Raw genomic sequence first — 21,738 nt, 5'->3', positions numbered from 1 at the left:
TTTATTATGATGAAGCTTAGTGAATTGATGCGGTTACAAGAGAACAGACAGATTATGAGAGATACAAGAGGCAATAAAGTTGGTGACGATAGAAGTGAACAATTAAGTTCAGCAACATTCCGAAAGGCAATTGTAACTTTTGACGATACGCCTGCACCGCGGGACGAATCGCCCTTTGTAAGTGGGGTAGAGCCACGACGAGACATCGCTGTCGTTCCTTATGATTCGTCATGGACGACGCTTTTCGAAAAGTTACGTATGACTATCGTTAACACACTCGGTTTCCGTGCATTGGCCATCGAACATATCGGTTCCACTTCGGTGCCGGGACTTGCCGCGAAGCCGGTGATTGACATTGATCTTACCGTTGCCGATTCGGATGAGGAAAGTTCGTACGTGCCTGCACTTGAGAAAGCCGGATTCCACTTGGTTATCCGTGAGACTTGGTGGTATGGGCATCGTATGTTTCGCGGTGACAATCCGGCCTGCAATTTGCATGTCTGGTCAGTTGGTTCCCCTGAAGCCATTCGCCATCTCATATTCCGCAACTGGCTGCGGCAGAATGCTGAGGACCGAGACCTTTATATTTCGGTAAAACGTGAAGCTGCAAATCATACTTATACCAACATGATGTCAGAATATAACCAGCGCAAGCAAGATACCATTCGCTCGATTTACCATCGGGCTTTCATCGAAGCAGGACTTGTCAGCTCTGAATCATAGTGGTTTTGTGATAGACAAGCGTGTTCTGACCTCGCAAGTTGTCAGAACACGCTTGTTGTCTATCAGTCGAATTTTCATCGGTCGGACGGGATTGTGAACTCCAGTTGGATTTTGTCTGAGTCGTTGGCATTGTCTTCACTGCCAAGAAGGCCTCCCATTAATTTCGATCCATTTTCGACCACATAGGTGTCGGTGGCGCTGCTGGAATCTGTCTTTTCCCAAGTGGCATCGATATAATTACGGTCTTCCGGGGTGTCCCAATTGAATGTGATGTCGTGGTTGCTGCTCACATTTATACCGAATTTCCCGCTCTCATCCTTATCATTCATATCCACAATCCACTTGCCTACTACCCCTGTGCGCGGCATAGTAATACGCTTGAAGTCGAAATCTTTATAGTCGTCGTCATTGACCAGAACTTTCATGTTCTTCACGTCGTAAGTGACGCTTTCCTTGTCGTAATCGGCGAGAGTGAGATCTCCTCGCAAGTACTTCTTGTCTAGCGAAGAGAGCGTTGCCACACCGTCTTTGTCCACATCGATGCTGATGAGTTTGATTTTCAATCCTGATGAACTGATGCTGAACGACCACGTTCCTTCAGGAACTCCGGGCTTGCCGATACCGGAATGGCCGGAGGATGAGGCGGGTCGGGTAAGTACCACAGCACCTATCACCAGGAGGACGGCCAGGACGGATGCGAGAACGGCGATAATGATGTTGCGGTTCTTGGTGGCTTGCGCGGCAACCGGCTGGGGCATCGGGTTGCCGTATTGAGCGGCAGGCATGGGAGGCAGGCCGGGAGCCTGATTGAATTGCGACGCTCCGGCGGCGGGTAGAACGCCGGGATTGGGGAATTGTTGCGGTTGGGGCGTAGGTTGACCCTGCGGTCGGAACTGCTGCGGCTGCACCTGCGGTTGAGGTTGCACTTGCGGTTGGAATTGTCGCGGTTGTGTCTGGAATTGTTGCGGCTGGGGTTGCTGTTGGAATGGCGCTTGCGGTTGACCATGTGCTTGCTGAGGTGGAATGATTGGGGTGCCGCAATTAGGGCAGAACTGAACGTCGTCGGGTAATGTTGCTCCGCAGTGATTACAGAATCTCAATGTTTCCTTCTTCTCTTGCGCCAATGCACTGAACGATTCAAGACTATCGGAACGTGTGGAATTCGACGAAATCGTGATAAGTGTATGACGGTGATATTGGCCGTTATAAATTTATAAATTTTACGCATCGGGGAGTTTGCGTATATGTTTCACCTAGATACGTTTATGCAGATACATTGTGTCTAGATATGTGTCACCTAAATAAACATTGCGGAAAATAGCATAAAAAATTGCCACACCAACATCAGTCAGTATGGCAATTTCTATCAATCGTTCAAAACAGATTGAGCGATGACGCTTTCAAGCTCAGCAGTTGAAGTAGAGCTCGTATTCGAGCGGGGTCGGGGCCAGACGCTGCTGGTCGATCTCGTCGCGCTTGAGCGAAACCCAGGTATCGATGAGGTCGGTGGTGAAGACATCGCCGGCGGTCAGGAAGTCGTTGTCTTCCTCGAGGGCGTCCATCGCCTCGCCGAGGGAGGCGGGGACATGCTTCATGTTGTCCAGCTCCTCTGGCGGCAGCTCGTAAACGTCCTTGTCGACAGGAGCCGGAGGCTCGATGTGGTTCAGGACGCCGTCCATGCCGGCCATCAATTGGGCCGAGAAGGCGAGGAACGGGTTGCAGGAGGGATCGGGAACGCGGAACTCGATGCGCTTGGCCGCAGGAGCGGTGCCGGCGAACGGAATGCGGATGGCGGCCGAACGGTTGCGGGCAGAATAAACCAGGTTCGTCGGGGCTTCGTAGCCGGGCACCAGGCGCTTGTAGGAGTTGAGCGACGGATTGGTGAAGGCGAGCACCGAGGAGGCGTGCTTGATGAGGCCGCCGATGTACCAGCGGGCGATGTCAGAAAGGCCGCCGTAGCCGTTCTCATCGTAGAAGAGCGGCTTGCCGTCCTTCCACAGCGACTGATGGCAGTGCATGCCGGTGCCGTTGTCGCCTGCGATGGGCTTGGGCATGAAGGTCACGGCCTTGCCAGCCTCGAAAGCGGTCTCGTGCACGACATACTTGTACTTCTGCAGGTCATCACCGGCGTGCTGCAGGGTGTTGAAGCGATAGTTGATTTCCTGCTGGCCGGCGCCGCCGACCTCGTGATGGCTGCGCTCGAGGATGAGGCCGACCTTCTGCAGGTTGGCGACCATGTCGTCACGCAGGTCCTGGTTGTGGTCCTGCGGGGCAGGCGGGAAGTAGCCGCCCTTGACGCGGTTCTTGAAACCGATGTTGGCGGAACCGTCGGCTTCGACCTCAGCACCCGTGTTCCACGGCGCTTCAACGGAATCGACCTCATAGAAGGAACGCTGCATCGTGTTCTCGTAACGAACGGAATCGAAGAGGAAGAATTCGGCCTCGGGGGCGAAGCAGGCGGTGTCGGCCACGCCGGTCGACTTGATGTAGGCTTCGGCCTTGGCTGCGACCTGACGAGGATCGCGCGAATAGGGCTCCATGGTGATCGGATCGACCACGGAATGCGAGACGACGAGCGTCTTGTGCTTACGGAACGGGTCCACGAAAGCGGTGGAGACATCCGGCACGAGCTTCATATCGGAATTCTCAATGGCCTGGAAGCCGCGAATCGAGGATCCATCGAACGGCTCGCCGTCAGTGAACGCGTCTTTGAGGAATTCGCTGGCAGGTACCGTGAAATGCTGCTGGCCGCCCAACAGGTCGGTGAAGCGTACGGAGATGTATTCCACACCTTCCGTGTTGATGAGGGCTTCGAGGTCTTCCTTCGTTTCGAGTGCAGTCAATGGACCGCTCCTTTCGTTGTGCTAACAATGTTCAAGTGTAAGGTACCGAGTTTCCATAGGTCGCGTATTGAGTTACGAATATGTTTCGGACGGCGATTTTTCATTGGAATTTGTTGAGTTATAAGGGAAAAGGAAATAAAAAATCCTCTCGCGATTTGGTCACGAGAGGATGGAATCACCGGCCGCGCATGGCTCGGCGGCTGATATGCTGCGGGCGCGTGGGGTCCATGCCCTTGGGAATGCCGAGACCACGCTTCTCCTGCAACGTACGCAAGCGGCCGTTCAACGTATCGAGCTCTTCTTTGGTGAGCACGAAACGGCGATGTGGATGAATCTTGTTCATGAAGGCGAACTTGTGCTCGATCGGCTCGTAGCTCTTGCACTTGAGCACGGTCTTGCGCAAATCCTTGAGTCTGGTCTGTCCTTCGTCTGTACCGACTGAAATGCAGAAAACGGGAATATCGCTTCCGGCGGTCACGCCTTTGATGGCCTGCTTCTGACGTTCCAGCGGCCGTTTGGTTCGGCTTGTGCTGCCTTCGGCCAGCAAATAGATGCCGTTGTATCCGGTTCCGCGCCAAATCGCCTCTTTGGTCTTCGGGTCGATCCAGACCGGGGTCTGGGGGAAGGAATATCCGGCCTTGTTGATATTGCCGAGCACGCTGATGGCGGCACCTGGCTGGCCTTCCAGCTTCTCGTAGCCTACCTTGTCTGCGCGATTGGTCAAGGTCATCGTGAAGAGCAGCACGCCAAGCATCACCAGGAGGATGATCATGAAAATCCAGGTCAGCCAGCTCCAGTGCAGCAGCAGGCCAGCGACGACGCCGACCACGACCGGCAGCAGGAAAGCACCTGCCAAAAGCCACGGCAGTGACTTGTCTTCTGCATAGGTGTACTTATAGATCTGGCGAATCTGATTGATGACTTTCGGGCCCTTTTTCTTGTCTTTCTTCGCCTTTTTCTCTTTGGTCATCGACTTCCTCACTTGTGTTTTCTGGCACGAACAAACTAAATCACGATTTTAGGGAGTGGTTGCGACGCAAAACATGCGCTTGCGCCATTTACTCGGGAAACCGTCGCGGATTCGACGGCTTCATCTGGTGTGCAACGGCCGGCCGTCGGCCTTGAGCAGCGCCTCGCCGAACGCCTCGCTGAAAGTTGGATGCGGGTGGATGAGACGTGCGGCATCAGTGAGCGGCACGCGGTTACCCACGAGCTCCTCGGCTTCGGCGATCAGGTCACCGGCGTCGGGGGCGAGCATATGAACGCCCAAGATTACCGGCGTATCGGGTTTGTCCATATAACTTCCGGTGACCACCGACATGGACCCGGCTTCGCCGCTCATGAGGATGCGAGCATTGCCCATCATGGGGTAGACGGTTTCTTTGGGTTCGATGATGTCGGGGTTCGTTTTGGCTTCTTCGAGGGTGAGCCCTACGCTGGCGAATTCCGGAGTGGAGAAGACGACCTCGGGAACCGTGTTGTTGTCGACCGGTTCGGGGTTACGCCCGGCGATGGATTCGGCGATGACGACGCCTTGTTCGAAGGCGCGGTAAGCCAGTGCCGGACCTTGCGTGATGTCGCCCAATGCCCAGATTTCGGGTTGGCTGGTTCGTCCAAAAGAATCGGTTTTCACGAGTTTGTGTTCATCGAGTTCGATGCCGGTGTTGCGCAACCAGTCGAAATCGGTATTTGGGTCGCGCCCGATGGCCGCCAACACGACATCGGCTTGGACATCACGTATGGTTTCATCCTTATCGGTGGCATAGCTGACGGTTGGTTGAATTGCGCCTGTTGATTTCGTTGTGTCTTTAATATCGGAGACATGGCTATGAGCGAGGATATGGACTCCGTCTTTGGCCAGCGCTCGGGTCAGTGCCATCGAAGTGCGACGATGCGCGTGTGAAAGCACACGTTCACGACGAATCAGCATGGTCACGTCGACGCCTGCCGCGTTCCACATCGAAGCGAATTCCACCGCCACGGCTCCGGCTCCGATGATGACCGCGGATTTGGGGAATCTTGGCAGGCTGAGGGCCTGCGTCGAGTCGATTACGTCGCCTTCGAAAGGATGACCCGGCAGGGGACGAGGACGCGAACCTGTAGCTATCACGATGTTGTCTGCGTTGATTTCGACGGAAGCATCGTCTCCGTTTGCTTCGTCAACCACTGCTTTTACGCGATGGTCCGCGATAATCGAAGCCTCACCCTTGATTACCGTCACCTTTCTTGCTGCCAACAGTGAAGCCAAGCCGTCGGTCATGGCGTTGACGGCATTGTTCTTGAATTCGGCCAGTTTGCCGAAGTCGATATTTTCGATAGTCGCGTTGATGCCCATGCGTTGTGCGTCGTGAACGTTGTGAATAGCACGTGTCGCGGTGATCAGGGCTTTGGACGGGATACATCCGCGGTTGAGACAAGTGCCGCCGAGTTTCTCTTCGCGATTGAATAGAACGACCGAAAGCCCCAGTTCGCTGGCACGCAACGCGGTGGCATATCCGCCGGGTCCGCCGCCGATGATGGCGATATCAACATGTGAGGTCTGCATGGCTGCTCCAAGGTTTGAATAATCCAATAATAACGGTAAAAGAAGGAATATCGAGCGCGGCAATAATGTCGTTGGCAAACAAAAATGCCTTCGTGCGCATCACTAAGAATGCGGCAAAGGCATTGGAAAGAATCGACGCTTCCGGCTTTATTTCGGCCAGTTTCCGCGTTTCTTCGACGTCGGCTTCGGCACGCGCCAACGACGCAACTGCAAAGCGCGGCCCCAAGCGTAGGAACCCATACGCGAACCCTTGCCCACGGATTTCTCGCCGAACTTCTCGATGAGCTTCTTTTTGAGCTTGAACCACATCACGGCGATATCGATGATCGCGGCGATCATATAAACGTATGACAACATAAGAATGGGGGTATAAAGCGCCGGCCACTTGAGCGCAATGATGATGCCGAAAATCATCACGCCGAAAATCACCGGAATAAAGTATTCGGCGAGATTGAAGCGGGCGTCAACGTAATCGCGGGCGTAAATGTGTGCCGGGTCGCGTTCGACACGCGGCATATGGGCCACGTCGCCGGTACGCATCGCTTCGTACTGCTCGTCCTCTTTCTTCCTGATACGGTCTTTGGCGGCCTTGCGGTCTGCCTTGCGATTCTTGGGAACGATCGGATGCAGGTTACGCTCCTCGGCGACCTTGCGCTTGGGTGTGGGGCGCCCCTTGCCTTCCTGCTCCTCGGGTTCATTCAGTTCGGAATCGACGGATTTCTGCGCCGCTTCCTTGTCTTTGTCCTTGCTGAAGGGATTCCATGTCATTCTTTTGAGATTACGGGCAAGCCTCGACGCGCAAACCGACGGAAATATAGGGGATTGAAGCGTTTTCCGGCGATTTCCTCGCGTTTTTCTCGGGGCTGTGTGATTATCGAGGTGAATGAACACGTTGATAAGGAGCATGACATGGCTGCATTGAGCAAGGAAGAACTGCGTTCGCGGGTCGACGCCGATTTTGATCGCGTTGTCGATTTGTTGAGCAGGAAGGTCGCGCTAAAATCCGTTTCGGCCGAAGGCATCACCGGCGAGCATATGCGTCGCTCGGCGCAATTCGTGGCCGATGAGTTGAAGAAGCGCGGTGTGGACGCAACGGTGGTGCAGTCCAAAAACCCGGACGGCACTCCGGGGGCATTCGAAGTGGTGGGTTCCAAGATCGTGAATCCCGACGCGCCTACCGTGCTACTTTACGCGCATCACGACGTCCAGCCCGTTCCTGACGCCTCCGCTTGGGACACTGATCCGTTTGTGGCCACCGAAATTGACGGCCGGCTTTACGGTCGCGGCGCAACCGACGACGGCGGTGGCATAGCCATCCATTCCGGCGCGCTGCACGCGTTGGGCGATGATTTGAAGGTCAATATCAAGGTTTTCATCGAAGGCGAGGAAGAGATGGGCTCGCCGAGCTTCATTCCTTTCATCGAGGCGCATCAGGATGAATTCGATTCCGACGTCATCATCGTGGCTGACTCCGGCAACTGGAGCGCCGAAATTCCCAGCCTTACGACAAGCCTGCGCGGCAACACCGATCTGGACGTGACGGTGAAGGCGTTGGAACATCCGGTGCATTCCGGCCAGTTCGGCGGCCCGATTCTCGACACGAATACTTTGTCAAGCATGTTGATTGCCTCGATGTACACCGAGGACGGATCGCTCAATATTCCCGGTCTGGAAGGTGGCGACCCTGTCGGCGGTCTTCAGCGTGATTTGGACGAAGCCAGCGTGCGTGCTGATTCTTCCGTCGTGGACTCCTACCGTTTCGCTGGTACCGGTTCTCTCGCCTCGCGTCTGTGGACGAAACCCAGCATTTCCGTCATCGGTTTCGATGCGCATCCGGTCGAAGGTTCGTTCAACGTCATCGCCAACGAGACCCGCTTCCGCATCTCCATCCGTACCGCGCCGAACCAGCGTCCCGAAGCCGCTGCCAAGGCCGTTAGCGACTTCCTGACCTCCCACGCGCCGTTTGGCGCCGAGGTTTCCGCTTCCATGGTCGACGCCGGCATGGGCTGGAGCATGGACCCCAACGCGGAAGCCACTCAGGATGCTCTGGAATCGATGCGCGAGGCCTTCGGCGTCGACCCGATCAACAAGGGCGAAGGCGGTTCGATTCCGTTCATTCCCGAACTGCAGCGCATCTTCCCGGACGCTCAGGTCCTGGTCACCGGCCCCGAAGACCCGAAGGGCAACGCTCACAGCCCCAACGAGTCCGTCGACCTGACGAGCCTCAAAAACAACGTCCTCACCGAGGCCCTGATCCTAACCAAGCTCGCGAAGTAACTGGTAACCTGCTTGCCTGAACGGGTAGTCGTGGTGGAGCGGGATATACAATGTTCGGGACGCTCCTTGGCCGCTCGGCCGTGTCTTACGCCCGACCATCGCATATCCCGCTCCACCACTAATCATTGAGGCATCTTACTGTCTGTATTCTCAAAATGAAAGAATCAGGGCCGGTGGTACTCCAAGCGAATAGCTGCCGCTTCCGCAAGGTTTCTGGATGTACACGGGCCAATTGAAAGGACGCCGTTCATCGGCTATCTAAATCATGCAGTAATTATTCGTTTGTCAGTCTCCTTTGTAATCAAAGTCTTGTCCGATTCAGCTTAAGACTATTCATCGCAATTGCACAACTGTTGTCATAAGGCCCCTGACTCATGCGGTAGTTATTCGCTTGTGAGCCCCTCCCGCAACCACCTGTCAGTCAGATTCCTCTGTGCACAAGTGCGGGGGCGGGATATGTGATGCTGAGGCGTAAAGCTTGGCCTACCGGCCTGGAGGGTGCCGAAGCATTACATATCCCGCCCCCGCACGACTACCCGTTGGTTGATTGACAGGGGATTGCTCTAGGATGGCGAACTGACACGGGGGCTGTTCGCCGGCGCAAGCTGGCGGATGGCTGAGATGAGGAATATCCTCGACCGAATGAACGTGAGTCCGGACAATGCCGGCGCACGGACGTCTCTCTTTTCCCGTGCCTTATATGCGCGCCGATAGTCGGTGTGCACAGCGGAAAGACACAAATCATGTCATCATCAAATCAAACAACAGTCGTCTCCAAACCGAACCTTCGCTGGCGTGTCGTCGACATCGCCGTCGCCTCGGTCATAGGAGTGGTTAGCACATTCGTCTACTGGGCCGCGGCACTGCTATACGGTCCTATCGGCTCTCCGTTGGATGCCCTCATTCCGGGTCTTGGTGGTCTGATGAACGGCCTTTGGCTTTTCGCCGGACCTCTTGCCGCGGTTATCGTGCGCAAGCCCGGTGCGGCCACCTACGCCGAAGTCGTTGCCGGCGTGCTCGAATCGTTGCTGGGCAATTCCTGGGGCGGCATGGAGACGTTCCTAATTGCGCTGGTTCAAGGGCTTTGCGCCGAAGTCGTGTTCCTGTGCGTGGCCTACAAGGTCTGGAACATCGTCACGGTCACGCTTTCCGGCGTGGTTTCGGCCGTCGGCTGCTGGGCCTACACCTTCTTCACCCATCTGCAGGGCTTCAACATCACCGGTGCGTACGGCATCTGGTATCTGGTTGCCACGGTGATTTCCGGGGCATTGGTCGCAGGCGTATTGATGTGGTACCTCTATATCGCCATCGCGAAAACCGGTGCCATCGACAAGTTCGCCTCCGGCCGCCAGGTTCGCGCCGCTGCCAAGTGAGCGGTATCAGGTAGAATTTCAGGCATCGATGGGGGAACGCATGCAAGCCAAGCAATCAAAGGTGGCCGGGAGCCGAAAAGGTGACGGTTCACCGCAGCGTGCTTCGAATGTCTCTGCCGCCAAAACAGGAGCGGTTCTGCAAGATGCGAACTCGTCTGATGGCAGCACTTCCCCCAAAGTTGAGCCCGCTTCAATCAGTTTCAATAATTGGGGCTATCGTCATGCCTCTCGCCGGCATTTCGCGGTACGTGGGCTGAACCTTGATATCCACGCCGGCGAGCATGTGCTGCTGCTTGGTGCTTCCGGCATTGGAAAGTCGACGATTTTGGAAGGTGCCTCGGGGCTGCTTGGCGGGGACGCGGTGGAAAGCGCGAACGCAGACGGACAGGAGGCGACGGAACAAGACACCGATGGTCAAATCGTCGCTGTCGAAGATTCTGAAGGCGGAGTTACCGAGGGCGGGGTCTTCATTGATGGCATCCCGGCTGCCGCTGCGCACGGACGCGTCGGGCTCGTGCTGCAGGACCCTGACGCGCAGACGATTTTTGAACGTTTGGGTGACAATGTCGCGTTCGGGCCGGAAAACATGGGTGTTCCGCGACCTGAGATTTGGAAGCGGGTGAGGCAGAGCCTTGCTGCTGTCGGCCTCGAAGGGTTGCAATTGCACCGTTCCACCATGCATCTGAGCGGCGGGCAGATGCAGCGGCTTGCGTTGGCCGGGGCGTTGGCCATGCAGCCTGGTGCGTTGCTTCTGGACGAGCCGACGGCGAACCTCGATCCGGAAGGCGTTGAGCAAGTTATTGGCGCCGTTTCGCATGTATTGTGTGATACCAAAGCGACCATGCTTTTGGTCGAGCATCGGGCTGGACCGTGGATAGAGCTTATCGACCGGGTTATCGTTCTCGGCCTTGAGTCCGACGATCAGGTTAAGGCGCGGGTCACGCAGGTTGGTGACGATGCCGAAATCGACCACAGTGGGTTCCGGCGCACGATTGTGGTCGCCGACGGCACGCCCGATGAGGTGTTCGAAAATCGTAATCTTGATTTTGCCGCGCTTGGTATCTGGATGCCGGACAAATACCGACGGCCTGAAGATGAAATCCATCGTATTTATACTGATGACGAACCTGCCAGTGACCCCGCGATAGGTGACGGCAAAACGCTGCTTTCCACCAACGACCTTGCTATCGGACGTAACGGCAAGGCCATAGCCGAGCATATCAACGTATCATTCGCTGCTGAGCAGATTACGGCTTTGGTCGGTCGTAACGGTGTCGGTAAGTCGACGCTTTCGTTGACTTTGGCCGGTCTTTTGCAACCCGTTGCAGGCAGTGCCGAAGCGTCGCCTGAGCTGGCGAAAGGAACAAGCGGCAATTCGCCTATGGAATGGAAATCGACCGAACTGGCGGCGAGGATTTCCTATGTGTTCCAGAATCCCGAGCATCAGTTCGCGCGCGGCAGTGTGCTTGAAGAGGTCATGCTTGGTCCCTTGCGTACGGGTATACCCGAGGACGAAGCCAAAGAAAAGGCCATGGCGTTGCTGCACCGGTTCAGGCTTTCGCAATATGCCTCGGTCAATCCATACACGCTCTCTGGTGGGGAAAAGCGGCGGTTGACTGTAGCCGCTTCCCTCGCTGCGGCCCCTCGCGTCATCATTCTCGACGAACCCACGTTCGGTCAGGACCGTCGCACATGGATGCAGATCGTCTCGCTAATCCATTCCCTGCGTGGTGATGGCGTAAGCGTTATCGTCGTCACTCACGACCGCGATCTGGTTACGGCTTTGGGTGCTCGTGTCATCGAGTTGCAGGCGCGGGGTGACGACACAGGTGTCCGTTCGATGCACGTGTCTAAGAAAACGCAGATTATCGAAAAAGCCAGCGAAGACGATACCGTGTCATCTAACGATGCCAATCTCAAGGACATTGATGCCGCCATTACTGTCAGCCCGGTCAACGAACGTGACGAGAAGGAACGTCAGTCAAGCCGTTCGCCCTTCCTCGCTTCGCTCAATCCCACGTTCAGAATGCTGGGCGGTTTCATCGCCGCGCTGCCGTTGATTTTCAGTCTTGACTGGGTTTCTGCAAGCGTCGCGCTGTTGCTCGAGTTCATTATGCTCGCCTGCATCGGCCTCAAGCCGTGGCGCGTGGTCAAATCGACATGGCCGGTGTTCATCGGGGCTCCCGGTTCGGCACTCGCCGTGCTGCTATACGGCAAGGAGGGCGGCCGGGTTTGGTGGCATTGGGCGATGATTACTGTCACCGACCGGTCGGCGGTGCTGGCGCTCGCCACTGGTATCCGCATTTTGGCTGTGGGTGTTCCGGCTATTATCGCGGTTCTTGGCGTCGAGACCACAGACCTGGCCGATTCTTTCAGTCAGATTCTCCACCTGCCCGACCGTTTCGTCTACGGCGGTCTCGCAGGCATGCGCCTTTTCTCGGTGATTCGCGACGATTGGGCCGCGCTTACAGCCTCCCGTCGTTCACGTGGTTTGGGTGATGAAAACAAGGTCAAGGCGTTCTTCCCGCAGACCTTTGCCCTGTTGGTCCTTTCCATCCGACGTTCCACGACGCTTGCCACTGCCATGGAAGCGCGCGGCTTTGGCGGTGATATTCCACGCACTCACGCAAGAGTCAGTCACGTCAATCCCCGCGATTGGGCCTTCGTCATCGTCTGTGCCATAGTCCCGACAGTCTCTCTCATTGCCGCTGCATTCGCCGGCACATTCACCTTCTTCGGCGGGTGAAAGCAGCAAGTTGATTTGTAATGAGGCGATCTCAGATTGTCGATAGTTGATTGATGCCTGATTTCGTCTATATTTGCAGTGATTTGCAGGCCAAATACGTGTGAAACTACTCTGCTTGCATCGATGGCAATGACTTCGCGTAAAGTAGGGCTATGCCTTTTAATCAGCACATTATTGACAACCCCAAGTCCGAACGCGTGAAACGTGTCGCCGAGCTTGAAAAGACCAAGGGCCGTAAGAAGGCCGGGAAATTTCTTATCGAAGGGCCGCAATCGGTGCGGGAAGTCGTGCGGTGGATGCCTGAGGTGGTCGAGGATTGCTATGTGCAGATGGATGAACGGCAGTCCGGGTTGCTTTCGCCGGTAGTCGAGGACATCGCGCGTGAGGCAGACGAGCGGGGACTATATATTCATCAGGTCACTGTCGACGTGATGCATCGTATGAGTACGGACGCGCAGGGAATTGTTGCGGTCGGTAATCTCGAAACTGTGCAGAATCGCATGGTTAAGGACTTTGAACATGGCCAGTCCAGTGATGAGAGGGATACGAAAGTAATCCATAATGTCGCCACTCGCGGAACCGTTGTAAGAAGCAACGCCGAGGGAGCCGACGATAGTTCCGTGGCTTATCAATCGTCTGAAAGCAAGCCGGTTTCTGTTTCGCCCAACGATACCGTGGCTGCGTTCTGGCAGATCCGCGATCCTGGCAATGCGGGGACAGTGATTCGTTCGGCCGATGCCGCTGGGTGCCGCGCGGTGATTTTCGTGGACGATTGCGTCGACCGTTTCAATCCCAAGGTCATCCGTTCCACCGCCGGTTCCTTGTTCCATTTGCCTGTAGTCAGGATGAACACCGACGAATTCTTTGCGTGGGCAAGAGAACAGAACCATGAGGTAATGGCCGCCGATGTCTATGGTACCGAAAAAATCAAGCCGGAATCCTTAATTGATGTCGTGAAAAAATATCAGAATTCCGAAGCATACGGGAAAAACAAGGATTATTCTCAGACGATTTTGTTTGGCAATGAAGCTCGCGGATTGCCGAACGATGTGCTGGAACGTGTGCAGCGTATTGTGTCCATTCCGCTATACGGCAAGGCCGAATCACTGAATCTCGCCACCAGCACCGCAGTGATGCTCTTTACGCTGGCAATGAATGGGCATTACTCTCGTTAATCCCTTGGTGCGGCAGCAAGCAAAGTTTGTGGGTGGGAATAGCACTGAATAATTTTTCGAGTGGATTGAAGCTTCAGTGCTACGAACGAAAGAGTGGAATCTGTTTAGCGTGAATGAAAACCTTGCAATTCAGCCATTTTTTATCTCATCTATTGGATGACATGTAGCACGGAATGCGAAACTCATACGATTTAGCTTTCGCTGCTACGCATTTGCAGTACCTATACATGTATTCATTCGTTTCTGGATTGCGTGCTGCAACGCAATGGTCGCGAAGTTGTTTCTTCACGAGTCAATTGCTGTCGGAATTTGCGCGGGGAGTCCTATTTTTGAATGCAATCGAAGACATAGCGCTATGTCGAGTCATATTGAAACAATGAAAAGGCTGTAAACGCTTGTGATTCATGACTTTTGCGCATGTAATCGCGGACGTTTCAAGGTTTGAAAAAACTTAAAGGAAAGGGTACTCGTGGCACAGAGTGCGTCATTCGATGCCGAAGCAGTGACCGATGCGGTCGCCGAGGGCATCTCGAAAATCAAGAGTGCCTCCACCATGGAGGAGCTCAAAGCCATCAAGACGGAGTACGCCGGGGCTGAGTCAGCGATGACCCAGGCCAGCCGTGCCATCGGAGGATTGCCGAAGGACGAGAAGAAGGGTGCCGGCCAGCTGATGGGCAAGTTGCGCGCCGATTTCGGGCGTGCTTTTGGCATGAAGGAAGCGCAGGTCAAGGCCGAAGAAGAGACTCGTCAACTCGCCTCCGAAACGGTCGATATGACCCTTCCCGTCAACCGCAAGCCGCTCGGTGCCCGTCACCCGCTGCCCAAACTGATGGAGGACGTCGAAGACCTCTTCATCTCCATGGGCTGGCAGATTTCCGCAGGCCCCGAAGTGGAAACCGAATGGTACGACTTCGACGCGCTGAACTTCGGCCCGGACCATCCTGCCCGCCAGATGCAGGACACGTTCTACGTCAAGGGCAATCAGGCCAAGGACGCCGCAGGTTTCGTGGGGTCCAACATGGTCCTGCGCACACAGACCTCCTCCGATCAGGTGCGCGCACTGCTGACCCGTGGCGTGCCGCTGTATATCGCGTCCCCGGGCCGCGTGTTCCGTACCGATGAACTCGACGCGACGCATACGCCGGTCTTCCACCAGTGCGAGGCGCTGGCCGTCGACAAGGGCCTGACCATGGGCGATCTCAAGGGTGTGCTCGACAAGCTTGCCGTCTCGATGTTCGGCCCGGAGGCCAAGAGCCGCCTGCGCCCGAGCTACTTCCCGTTCACCGAGCCCAGCGCCGAGCTGGACCTCTGGTTCCCTGACAAGAAGGGCGGCCCCGGCTGGATCGAATGGGGCGGCTGCGGCATGGTCAACCCGAACGTGCTGCGTTCGGCCGGTCTTGACCCGGACGTCTACACCGGCTTCGCGTTCGGCGTGGGCATGGAGCGCACGCTTCTGCTGCGCCACGATATCAACGACATGCACGACCTCGTCGAAGGCGACGTGCGTTTCAGCAAACAGTTTGTGATGGGGGAGTGAACCAACAATGCCAATGGTAGATATTGACTGGCTCAAGGAACACGTCGAGGTTCCGGCCGGTCTTACGTATGAACAGCTTGCCAAGGATCTGGTTCACGTCGGCCTTGAAGAAGAGGAGATTCACGCCTCGCAGGTCACCGGTCCGATTGTGGTCGGCTACGTGGTCGATTGCACGCCGGAACCGCAGAAGAACGGCAAGGTCATCAACTGGTGCCACGTCGACGTCGGCGAAAAATACAACGACACCGACGAGAATGGTAACAAGGTGCCGCGCGGCATCATCTGCGGTGCGCCCAACATGGCGGCCGGTGAGAAAGTTGTCGTCACTCTTCCGGGCGCGGTGTTGCCAGGTGATTTCAAGATTGAGCCGCGCAAGACCTACGGCCACATCTCCAATGGCATGTGTGCCTCGGAGCGTGAGCTGGGGCTCGGCAGCGACCACAGCGGCATCATCCTGCTGAACCATTACGGATTCAGCAAGGAAGAGGCCGACGCGCTGAAGCCCGGCGACGATGCGATGCATCTGCTGCATCTCGATCAGCCTGTGCTGGAGATCAACATCACCCCTGACCGCGGCTATACGCTTTCCTATCGTGGTGTGGCGCGTGAATACCACCATTCCACTGGTGCTGCCTACACCGATCCGGTCGATGCGCTGAACGCCGAGACCCCAAAGGTCGCCGAAAACGGTAAAGGTGATATCGAAGTCGAAATCGAGGACAACAATCCGATTCACGGTGTGCCTGGCTGCGACCGCTACTATGCCCGCATCGTACGCAACTTCGACCCGTCGGCCGAGACGCCGAGCTGGATGCGTCGACGTCTGATTCGTGCCGGCATGCGTTCGATCTCGCTGGCCGTGGACGTCACCAACTATGTGATGATGGACCTGGGCCAGCCGATGCACGCCTACGATCTCGACAAGATCTGCGGGCCGATTGTCGTCCGTCGCGCCAACAAGGGCGAGACCCTGACGACGCTCGACGGCAAGAAGCATGACCTGAGCGTTGAAGATTTGCTTATCACTGATTCGCCCGATGGCAAGCGCAGCTCGCGCATTCTCGGTCTGGCCGGCGTGATGGGTGGTCTGTATGGTGAAGTTACCGCCGAGACCAAGAACATCCTTCTGGAATCCGCGCACTTCGACCAGGTGACCATCGCCCGTTCCGCACGCCGTCACAAGACCCCTTCCGAGGCATCCAAGCGCTACGAGCGCGGCGTGGACTACGCGCTGCAGCCTGCAGCCGCCCAGATGGCCGCCGATCTGATGGCCAAGTACGGCCACGGCGAGCCTTCCGACACCCCCATCGATGTCAACAACACTCAGCCTCGCGAGGCCATCGATTTCAAGTTTACTGAGACGAAGCGTCTCACTGGACTTGACACGACCGACAAGCGTATCCGCGAGATTCTCGAAGACATCGGCTGCAAGGTCAGCGATGGTAAGGAAGAAGGTCATATTTCCGTGGTGCCGCCTACCTGGCGCCCTGACCTCACCATGCCTTGCGATTTGGTCGAGGAGATTGCACGTCTCGTTGGTTACGACGAGATCCCGGTCACTATGCCTCCGGCACCTGTCGAGGGCGAAGTCGGGCTGACCCCCGACCAGCAGCGTCAGCGCGACGTGGCCAACGAGCTTGCGGAATACGGCTTGGTGGAGACGCTGAGCTATCCGTTCGTCGGCGATGCCGACTTCAAGGCTTTCGGCTACGACCCCGATGAAATCAAGCCGGTGAGCGTCGAAGTCGCCAATCCGCTGGCGGGCGACCGTCCGTATCTTCGTCGTACCGTTCTGCCGACGCTCGCACAGACCGTGCAGCGTAACCTGCGTCGCGGTCTCGAGAACATCTCGCTTTACGAGATCGGCCATGTCTATCTTTGGGATCCGAACGCTCCTGCCATTCCGGCACTGCCCGGCGGCCAGCGTCCGACCGAGGAACAACTGAAGGCGCTCGATGCCGGTCTGCCTGAGCAGCCGTTGCATGTCGCCGCGATTCTGACCGGCAAGGCCGTCGAAACCGGCTGGCTCGGAGAAAGCCGCGAGGTCGATTACAGCGATGCCGTTGAAGCGATGAACCGCGTGGCTGACCGTCTCGGTGCCAAGGTTGAAATTGTGCAACCCGAACCGCAGGACGTCCCGATGCAATGGCATCCGGGCCGCGCCGCAAAGGTCATGGTCGGCGATACGTTCGTCGGCATGGTGGGCGAGCTGCATCCGCACGTCAACGCCGCGCTCGGCTTCCCTGAGCATTCCGCCGCTTTCGAACTGAACCTGACCGCCCTCTTCGCCACGTTGAGTGGCAAGCCGGTGCAGGCCAAGCCGATTTCGACCTTCCCGCCCGTCAAGCAGGATCTCGCCTTCACGGTTCCCGATACGCTCACCGCCGCGCAATTGCAGCAGGTCATCGAGGATGCCGCAGGTGACAATCTAGAGTCCATCGAGCTCTTCGACGTGTTCTCCGGCGACCAGCTGGGCGAGCATCAGAAGTCCCTTGCCTACTCGGTTACTTTCCGCTCTCCGGATAAGACGCTTACCAGCGACGACACGGAGGCTATTCGCAAGGCTATTGTCGATAAGACGGAAGCGATTGGTGCGCAGCTGCGTGCCTAACGGTCGGTCCTAAGAAAACCGATACAAATTGGACAATGCGGAGTCTGTGTGCCGAAGAGGTTCGCAGACTCCGCAAATTATCTACTTGATTTTGGAGTGGCAAGATGAACGAATCTGAAAACCCTTTCGATCAGAATGGCACGGATCACGAAAATTCGTCGTCCAATGCCACTCCTTCCACGGGCCAGGTTTCGCAGGGAACGCATCGTACGGACGTTCCGAATTTGGCAGCAGAATCCAATAATCGTGCTGCCAAACCAGCTCAGCCGGAATACGGCCAAATGAAGGTTCCGGAATATGGGGCGATGGCCAGCCAATTCCCTCCGCAATACAATCCGTACGTTTACGGCAAGCCTGAAGAGAAGTCGAAAAACCAGAACCAGCAGAATCCTCAAATGAATCCGCAGGGTGGTCAACCCAACCAGCAAATGGGTGGCGGATATGGCAATGGCGTGGGCACCTACCAAGGTAATCAAGATTTTCGCAGTAATACACCCTACGGCGGCCCGAACCGCTCGTCCAACAATTACGGTAACAATCCGAATAATGCCAACAATCCGTTTGGACAGCCGTACAACAATGGTCCGGCCATGCCTGGCGCGCCCGGCACTCCTGACTATCAGCCGGATATTCACAACGGCATCGATATGAACGACCCGAACCAGAACCCACTGAAAGGCCACTGGGACCCATGGGCAATCATCTCGATCGTGTTGCTGTTTTTGCCGATCATGCCGTTCCTGCCTGCCATCACCGGCGCGGTTTCGATGTGGCGCACCAAGAGATATCACATGAAAGGCTTTTGGGCGGCCACCGTGTGCATGGTGCTCGGCGTCCTTACGACGATTTTTTCGTTCTGGCTGTTTTCCAAGGGCATCAACGTCAACGATTTTTCGCAGCAGTTGATGAATCAATATGGTTCGGGTTCCGGTGGTTCCAGCGGTGTCGGCAGCGACGGCTCGGTGCATGCGTAGGCTTTTGGGCCTTGGCGTTTGACATTGCGGCTTGAGAATATTGGTTCTACCAGAACGTTCCTCTTCACGTGAGTGGTCAGGGACGTTCTGGTTTGTTTTTTTCATTACGTCCGTTTCGGTTCAGGCTTTACAAGCTTTAAGAACTCAACGGGCATTGTTTTATTTCTGATTTGTCAAAAACGATAATTCTCTTTCAAAAGTGTCCACTATTCGGATGTATAACTATTCATACTACTGAATATATGTAATCTAGCATCATCTTCAAGAAAGGTGATGCCCATGAGCAAATACACGGTGGCGGTGGCAGGTGCCAGCGGTTATGCCGGGGGAGAGATGCTGCGGATACTCGCCGCACATCCTGCATTCGAAGTTACGACGGTGACCGGGGATTCATCGGCCGGCGACAAACTCGGCCGTCGTATGCCGCATATTCCGCAGCTGAAGAACATGGTTATCGAACCCACGACGCCGGACGTGTTGAATGGTCACGACATCATTGTTTTGGCTTTGCCACATGGCGTTTCGGGAGCATTGGCCGAGAAGCTTCATCCCGATTGCGTGATGGTCGATTTGGGAGCCGATCACAGGCTTGAATCCGAAGATGCTTGGGCGCAGTACTATGGTGGCGACTTCCACAAGCCTTGGGTTTATGGCATGCCGGAACTGATCGTGGGCAAAGATGCCGAGGGTGGATACCGGCGTCAGCGTGAACAATTGCCAGGCGCCTCATTGATTGCGGGGCCGGGATGCAACGTCACTGCGGTTACTTTGGCTTTTCAACCTGCTGTGGCACAAGGGCTTGTGCAAACCGATGACATTGTCGCCGACCTTGCTGTTGGATATTCGGGAGCCGGCAAAAACCTGAGACGTCCTAATCTGTTAGCGGCGGAAGCGTTTGGTTCCGCGACGCCGTATTCGGTCGGCGGTGTTCATCGTCACATCCCCGAAATCGTGCAGAATCTTGCGCATGCCGCTTGTGCTGATGCGGATAGTGAGGGGCATCTCAACTCATCAGCTATTTGGCAATATCCGAGCGAAGCAGTTGAAACGGCTGAAACCGCTGCAGAAAATGGTACCGAGATTGTGGCCGGTCAAGAGGAGAGTGTTTTCTCATCCATTGCCTCAACCAAGCCTATCAACGTCGGTTTCACGCCGATACTGGTGCCGATGGCGCGTGGCATTCTCGCGGTGGTTTCGGCCAAGCTCAGCGACAAGGGCGAGGCGATGAGCGATGAGAGCATCCGTGAGGTTTTCGCCGAAGCCTATCAAGGCCAGCAATTCATCGAGCTTCTGGATGCCGGCGACATGCCGGCCACGGCGAACGTGTTGGGTTCCAATGCGGCGCAGGTTCAGGTCGCAGTCGATAGGAACGCCAAACGGCTGTATGGTTTTGCGGCTATCGACAACCTCAACCGTGGCACGGCAGGGCAGGCGGTGCAATCCCTCAACATTGCGCTCGGACTTCCGGAAGATCAGGGACTGACAACGATTGGAGTGGCGCCATGAGCGTGACATTTGCAAAGGGCTTTATGGCCGCCGGCGTCAACGCCGGAATTTCATCCAACAAAGCGAAAAGCGACTTGGCGCTGGTCGTCAACAACGGACCGCTTGATGCTGCCGCCGGCGTATTCACCGCCAATCGTTTCTGTGCGGCGCCGGTGCAATGGTCGCGTAAGGCCGTCGCTGACGGGCATATCAAGGCGGTCGTGCTCAACTCCGGTGGCGCCAACGCCTGCACCGGTGCCGAAGGACTGAAGCAAAGCGAGGCCACGGCGGTGAAAGTCGCGCAGGTATTGAGCGATATCGTAGAGGATTCCGACAATACTGGTGCCGATTCCTTTGGAATAGACGGTTTTGGTGGCAGTCTCTCAACCGGCTATTCATTCGGAGCGGCCTTGGCAAATGAAAAGCCCTGTTTCTCAGCCAATGACATTGCCGTGTGTTCGACCGGTCTGATTGGCGAATTATTACCTTTGGATAATGTGCTGGGTGGTGTGGAAAAGGCGGCTGCGGCATTAAACGACGTCGAACAAGCAGGTATCGATGCGGCAACGGCCATCATGACCACCGACACCAAGCCGAAAATGGTGAAATTGGAAGGTTCCGGTTACCGTGTTGGCGGCATGGTCAAGGGCTCGGGGATGATTGCCCCGCAGTTGGCCACGATGCTCTGCGTCATCACTACCGATGCCGAGGTCGATTCCGCGCAGTTGCAGGATGCTCTGGCCAACGCCGCCGACAAATCGTTCAACCGCATCGACGTGGACGGCTGTATGTCGACCAACGACACGGTGCTGCTGCTTGCTTCCGGTGCCTCTGGCGTGACTCCTGATGACGATGAGTTCGCCGGGTTGGTTCACGATGCCTGCGCCAGTCTTGCCCGCCAGATTGTAGGCGACGGCGAAGGCTCCAGCCACGATATCAAAGTGACAGTAAGCGGGGCGGAAACCGAAGATGCGGCACTGGCCTGTGCCCGCGCGGTCGCTGGCTCAAATCTACTCAAATGCGCCATCTATGGCAATGATCCGAATTGGGGACGTATCGTCAGCTCACTTGGCACGGTCCCTGTGGGCGTGGCGGCTTACGACCCGGAGTCCGTCACGGTGGATATCAACGGTGTTCGCGTCTGCGAGCACGGTGGTGCCGGAGTTGACCGCTCGGAAGTGAAGATGGATAAACGCCAAGTCGACATCGACATCGATCTCAACAACGGAGCGGAAAGCGCGACCGTGTGGACCGACGACCTCACCCATGAGTACGTGCACATCAACGCCGACTACGAATCCTGATCGCGGACCTGTGCACTTTTTCAGGGCCAAACAAAAAGTGCATGGATTTTTGTGAAGTTCATACGAATTTTTGATGGTAATCCGTGCACTTTATTTTCGTCCGAGAAAAGTGCGCGACCAGTACTTGATATAAAAGATTGGGGAA

The 21,738-nt window shown here is 56.1% G+C and carries 14 protein-coding genes, 1 pseudogene and 1 riboswitch; of the genes and pseudogenes, 10 read left to right on the top strand and 5 right to left on the bottom strand.

Annotated elements, in window-relative coordinates; translation table 11 throughout:
• Positions 1-6 precede the first annotated feature (6 nt).
• Positions 7-723 carry a GrpB family protein gene (locus OZX62_RS05790; RefSeq protein WP_277175295.1) on the top strand — a complete coding sequence of 239 codons (717 nt, stop codon included), beginning with the start codon at positions 7-9 and terminating at the stop codon, positions 721-723.
• Positions 724-797: 74 nt separating this feature from the next.
• Here the strand turns inward: OZX62_RS05790 and OZX62_RS05785 are convergent, their stop codons facing one another.
• The 5 genes from OZX62_RS05785 to OZX62_RS05765 form a co-directional block, all read right to left on the bottom strand.
• Positions 798-1,631, bottom strand: a complete 834-nt coding sequence (locus tag OZX62_RS05785; RefSeq protein WP_277175294.1) for a hypothetical protein — start codon at positions 1,629-1,631, stop codon at positions 798-800.
• Positions 1,632-2,129: 498 nt separating this feature from the next.
• Complete coding sequence (gene glnA / locus OZX62_RS05780; RefSeq protein WP_277175293.1) at positions 2,130-3,566, bottom strand: type I glutamate--ammonia ligase; 1,437 nt, start codon at positions 3,564-3,566, stop codon at positions 2,130-2,132.
• Positions 3,567-3,741: 175 nt separating this feature from the next.
• On the bottom strand, positions 3,742-4,536 hold the full coding sequence (locus OZX62_RS05775) for a DUF4191 family protein (protein WP_277175292.1): 795 nt from the start codon (positions 4,534-4,536) through the stop codon (positions 3,742-3,744).
• Positions 4,537-4,656: 120 nt separating this feature from the next.
• The gene (gene lpdA / locus OZX62_RS05770; protein WP_277175291.1) at positions 4,657-6,111 is read right to left on the bottom strand and encodes a dihydrolipoyl dehydrogenase; all 1,455 of its coding nucleotides are present in this window, start codon (positions 6,109-6,111) and stop codon (positions 4,657-4,659) included.
• 147 nt (positions 6,112-6,258) lie between these two features.
• Positions 6,259-6,879: a DUF3043 domain-containing protein gene (locus tag OZX62_RS05765; protein ID WP_277175290.1), complete on the bottom strand. Its 621-nt coding sequence runs from the start codon at positions 6,877-6,879 to the stop codon at positions 6,259-6,261.
• Positions 6,880-7,020: 141 nt separating this feature from the next.
• On the opposite strand from OZX62_RS05765, the gene OZX62_RS05760 reads away from it, so the two are divergent.
• From OZX62_RS05760 to OZX62_RS05720, 9 genes and pseudogenes are all read left to right on the top strand, one after another.
• Positions 7,021-8,388 carry a dipeptidase gene (locus OZX62_RS05760; RefSeq protein ID WP_277175289.1) on the top strand — a complete coding sequence of 456 codons (1,368 nt, stop codon included), beginning with the start codon at positions 7,021-7,023 and terminating at the stop codon, positions 8,386-8,388.
• 571 nt (positions 8,389-8,959) lie between these two features.
• A riboswitch (TPP riboswitch) is annotated at positions 8,960-9,082 on the top strand.
• Between the two features lie 49 nt (positions 9,083-9,131).
• A complete protein-coding gene (locus OZX62_RS05755) occupies positions 9,132-9,761 on the top strand; it encodes an ECF transporter S component (RefSeq protein WP_277175288.1) in 630 nt (209 codons plus the stop codon).
• Between the two features lie 40 nt (positions 9,762-9,801).
• Positions 9,802-12,507 (top strand): ATP-binding cassette domain-containing protein, encoded by a 2,706-nt coding sequence (locus tag OZX62_RS05750; RefSeq protein WP_277175287.1) that lies wholly within the window; start codon positions 9,802-9,804, stop codon positions 12,505-12,507.
• 152 nt (positions 12,508-12,659) lie between these two features.
• Positions 12,660-13,682, top strand: coding sequence for an RNA methyltransferase (locus tag OZX62_RS05745; protein WP_277175286.1), 1,023 nt, complete (start codon positions 12,660-12,662; stop codon positions 13,680-13,682).
• A 469-nt stretch (positions 13,683-14,151) separates the two neighbouring features.
• Complete coding sequence (gene pheS / locus OZX62_RS05740; protein WP_277175285.1) at positions 14,152-15,219, top strand: phenylalanine--tRNA ligase subunit alpha; 1,068 nt, start codon at positions 14,152-14,154, stop codon at positions 15,217-15,219.
• A gap of 7 nt (positions 15,220-15,226) precedes the next feature.
• Positions 15,227-17,830 (top strand): phenylalanine--tRNA ligase subunit beta, encoded by a 2,604-nt coding sequence (pheT, locus tag OZX62_RS05735; protein ID WP_277175284.1) that lies wholly within the window; start codon positions 15,227-15,229, stop codon positions 17,828-17,830.
• A gap of 104 nt (positions 17,831-17,934) precedes the next feature.
• Positions 17,935-18,804, top strand: coding sequence for a hypothetical protein (locus tag OZX62_RS05730; protein ID WP_277175283.1), 870 nt, complete (start codon positions 17,935-17,937; stop codon positions 18,802-18,804).
• A gap of 279 nt (positions 18,805-19,083) precedes the next feature.
• Positions 19,084-20,310: pseudogene (locus OZX62_RS05725) on the top strand (Asd/ArgC dimerization domain-containing protein); the annotation flags it as partial.
• On the top strand, positions 20,307-21,593 hold the full coding sequence (locus OZX62_RS05720; RefSeq protein ID WP_277175281.1) for a bifunctional ornithine acetyltransferase/N-acetylglutamate synthase: 1,287 nt from the start codon (positions 20,307-20,309) through the stop codon (positions 21,591-21,593). The pseudogene OZX62_RS05725 and the gene OZX62_RS05720, both read left to right, overlap by 4 nt.
• Positions 21,594-21,738 lie beyond the last annotated feature (145 nt).

The organism is Bifidobacterium sp. ESL0690 (assembly GCF_029392315.1).
GTDB lineage: Bacteria > Actinomycetota > Actinomycetes > Actinomycetales > Bifidobacteriaceae > Bifidobacterium.
Note: the sequence above shows the minus strand (reverse complement) of the source record. Positions and strands in the feature narration are given on the sequence as shown.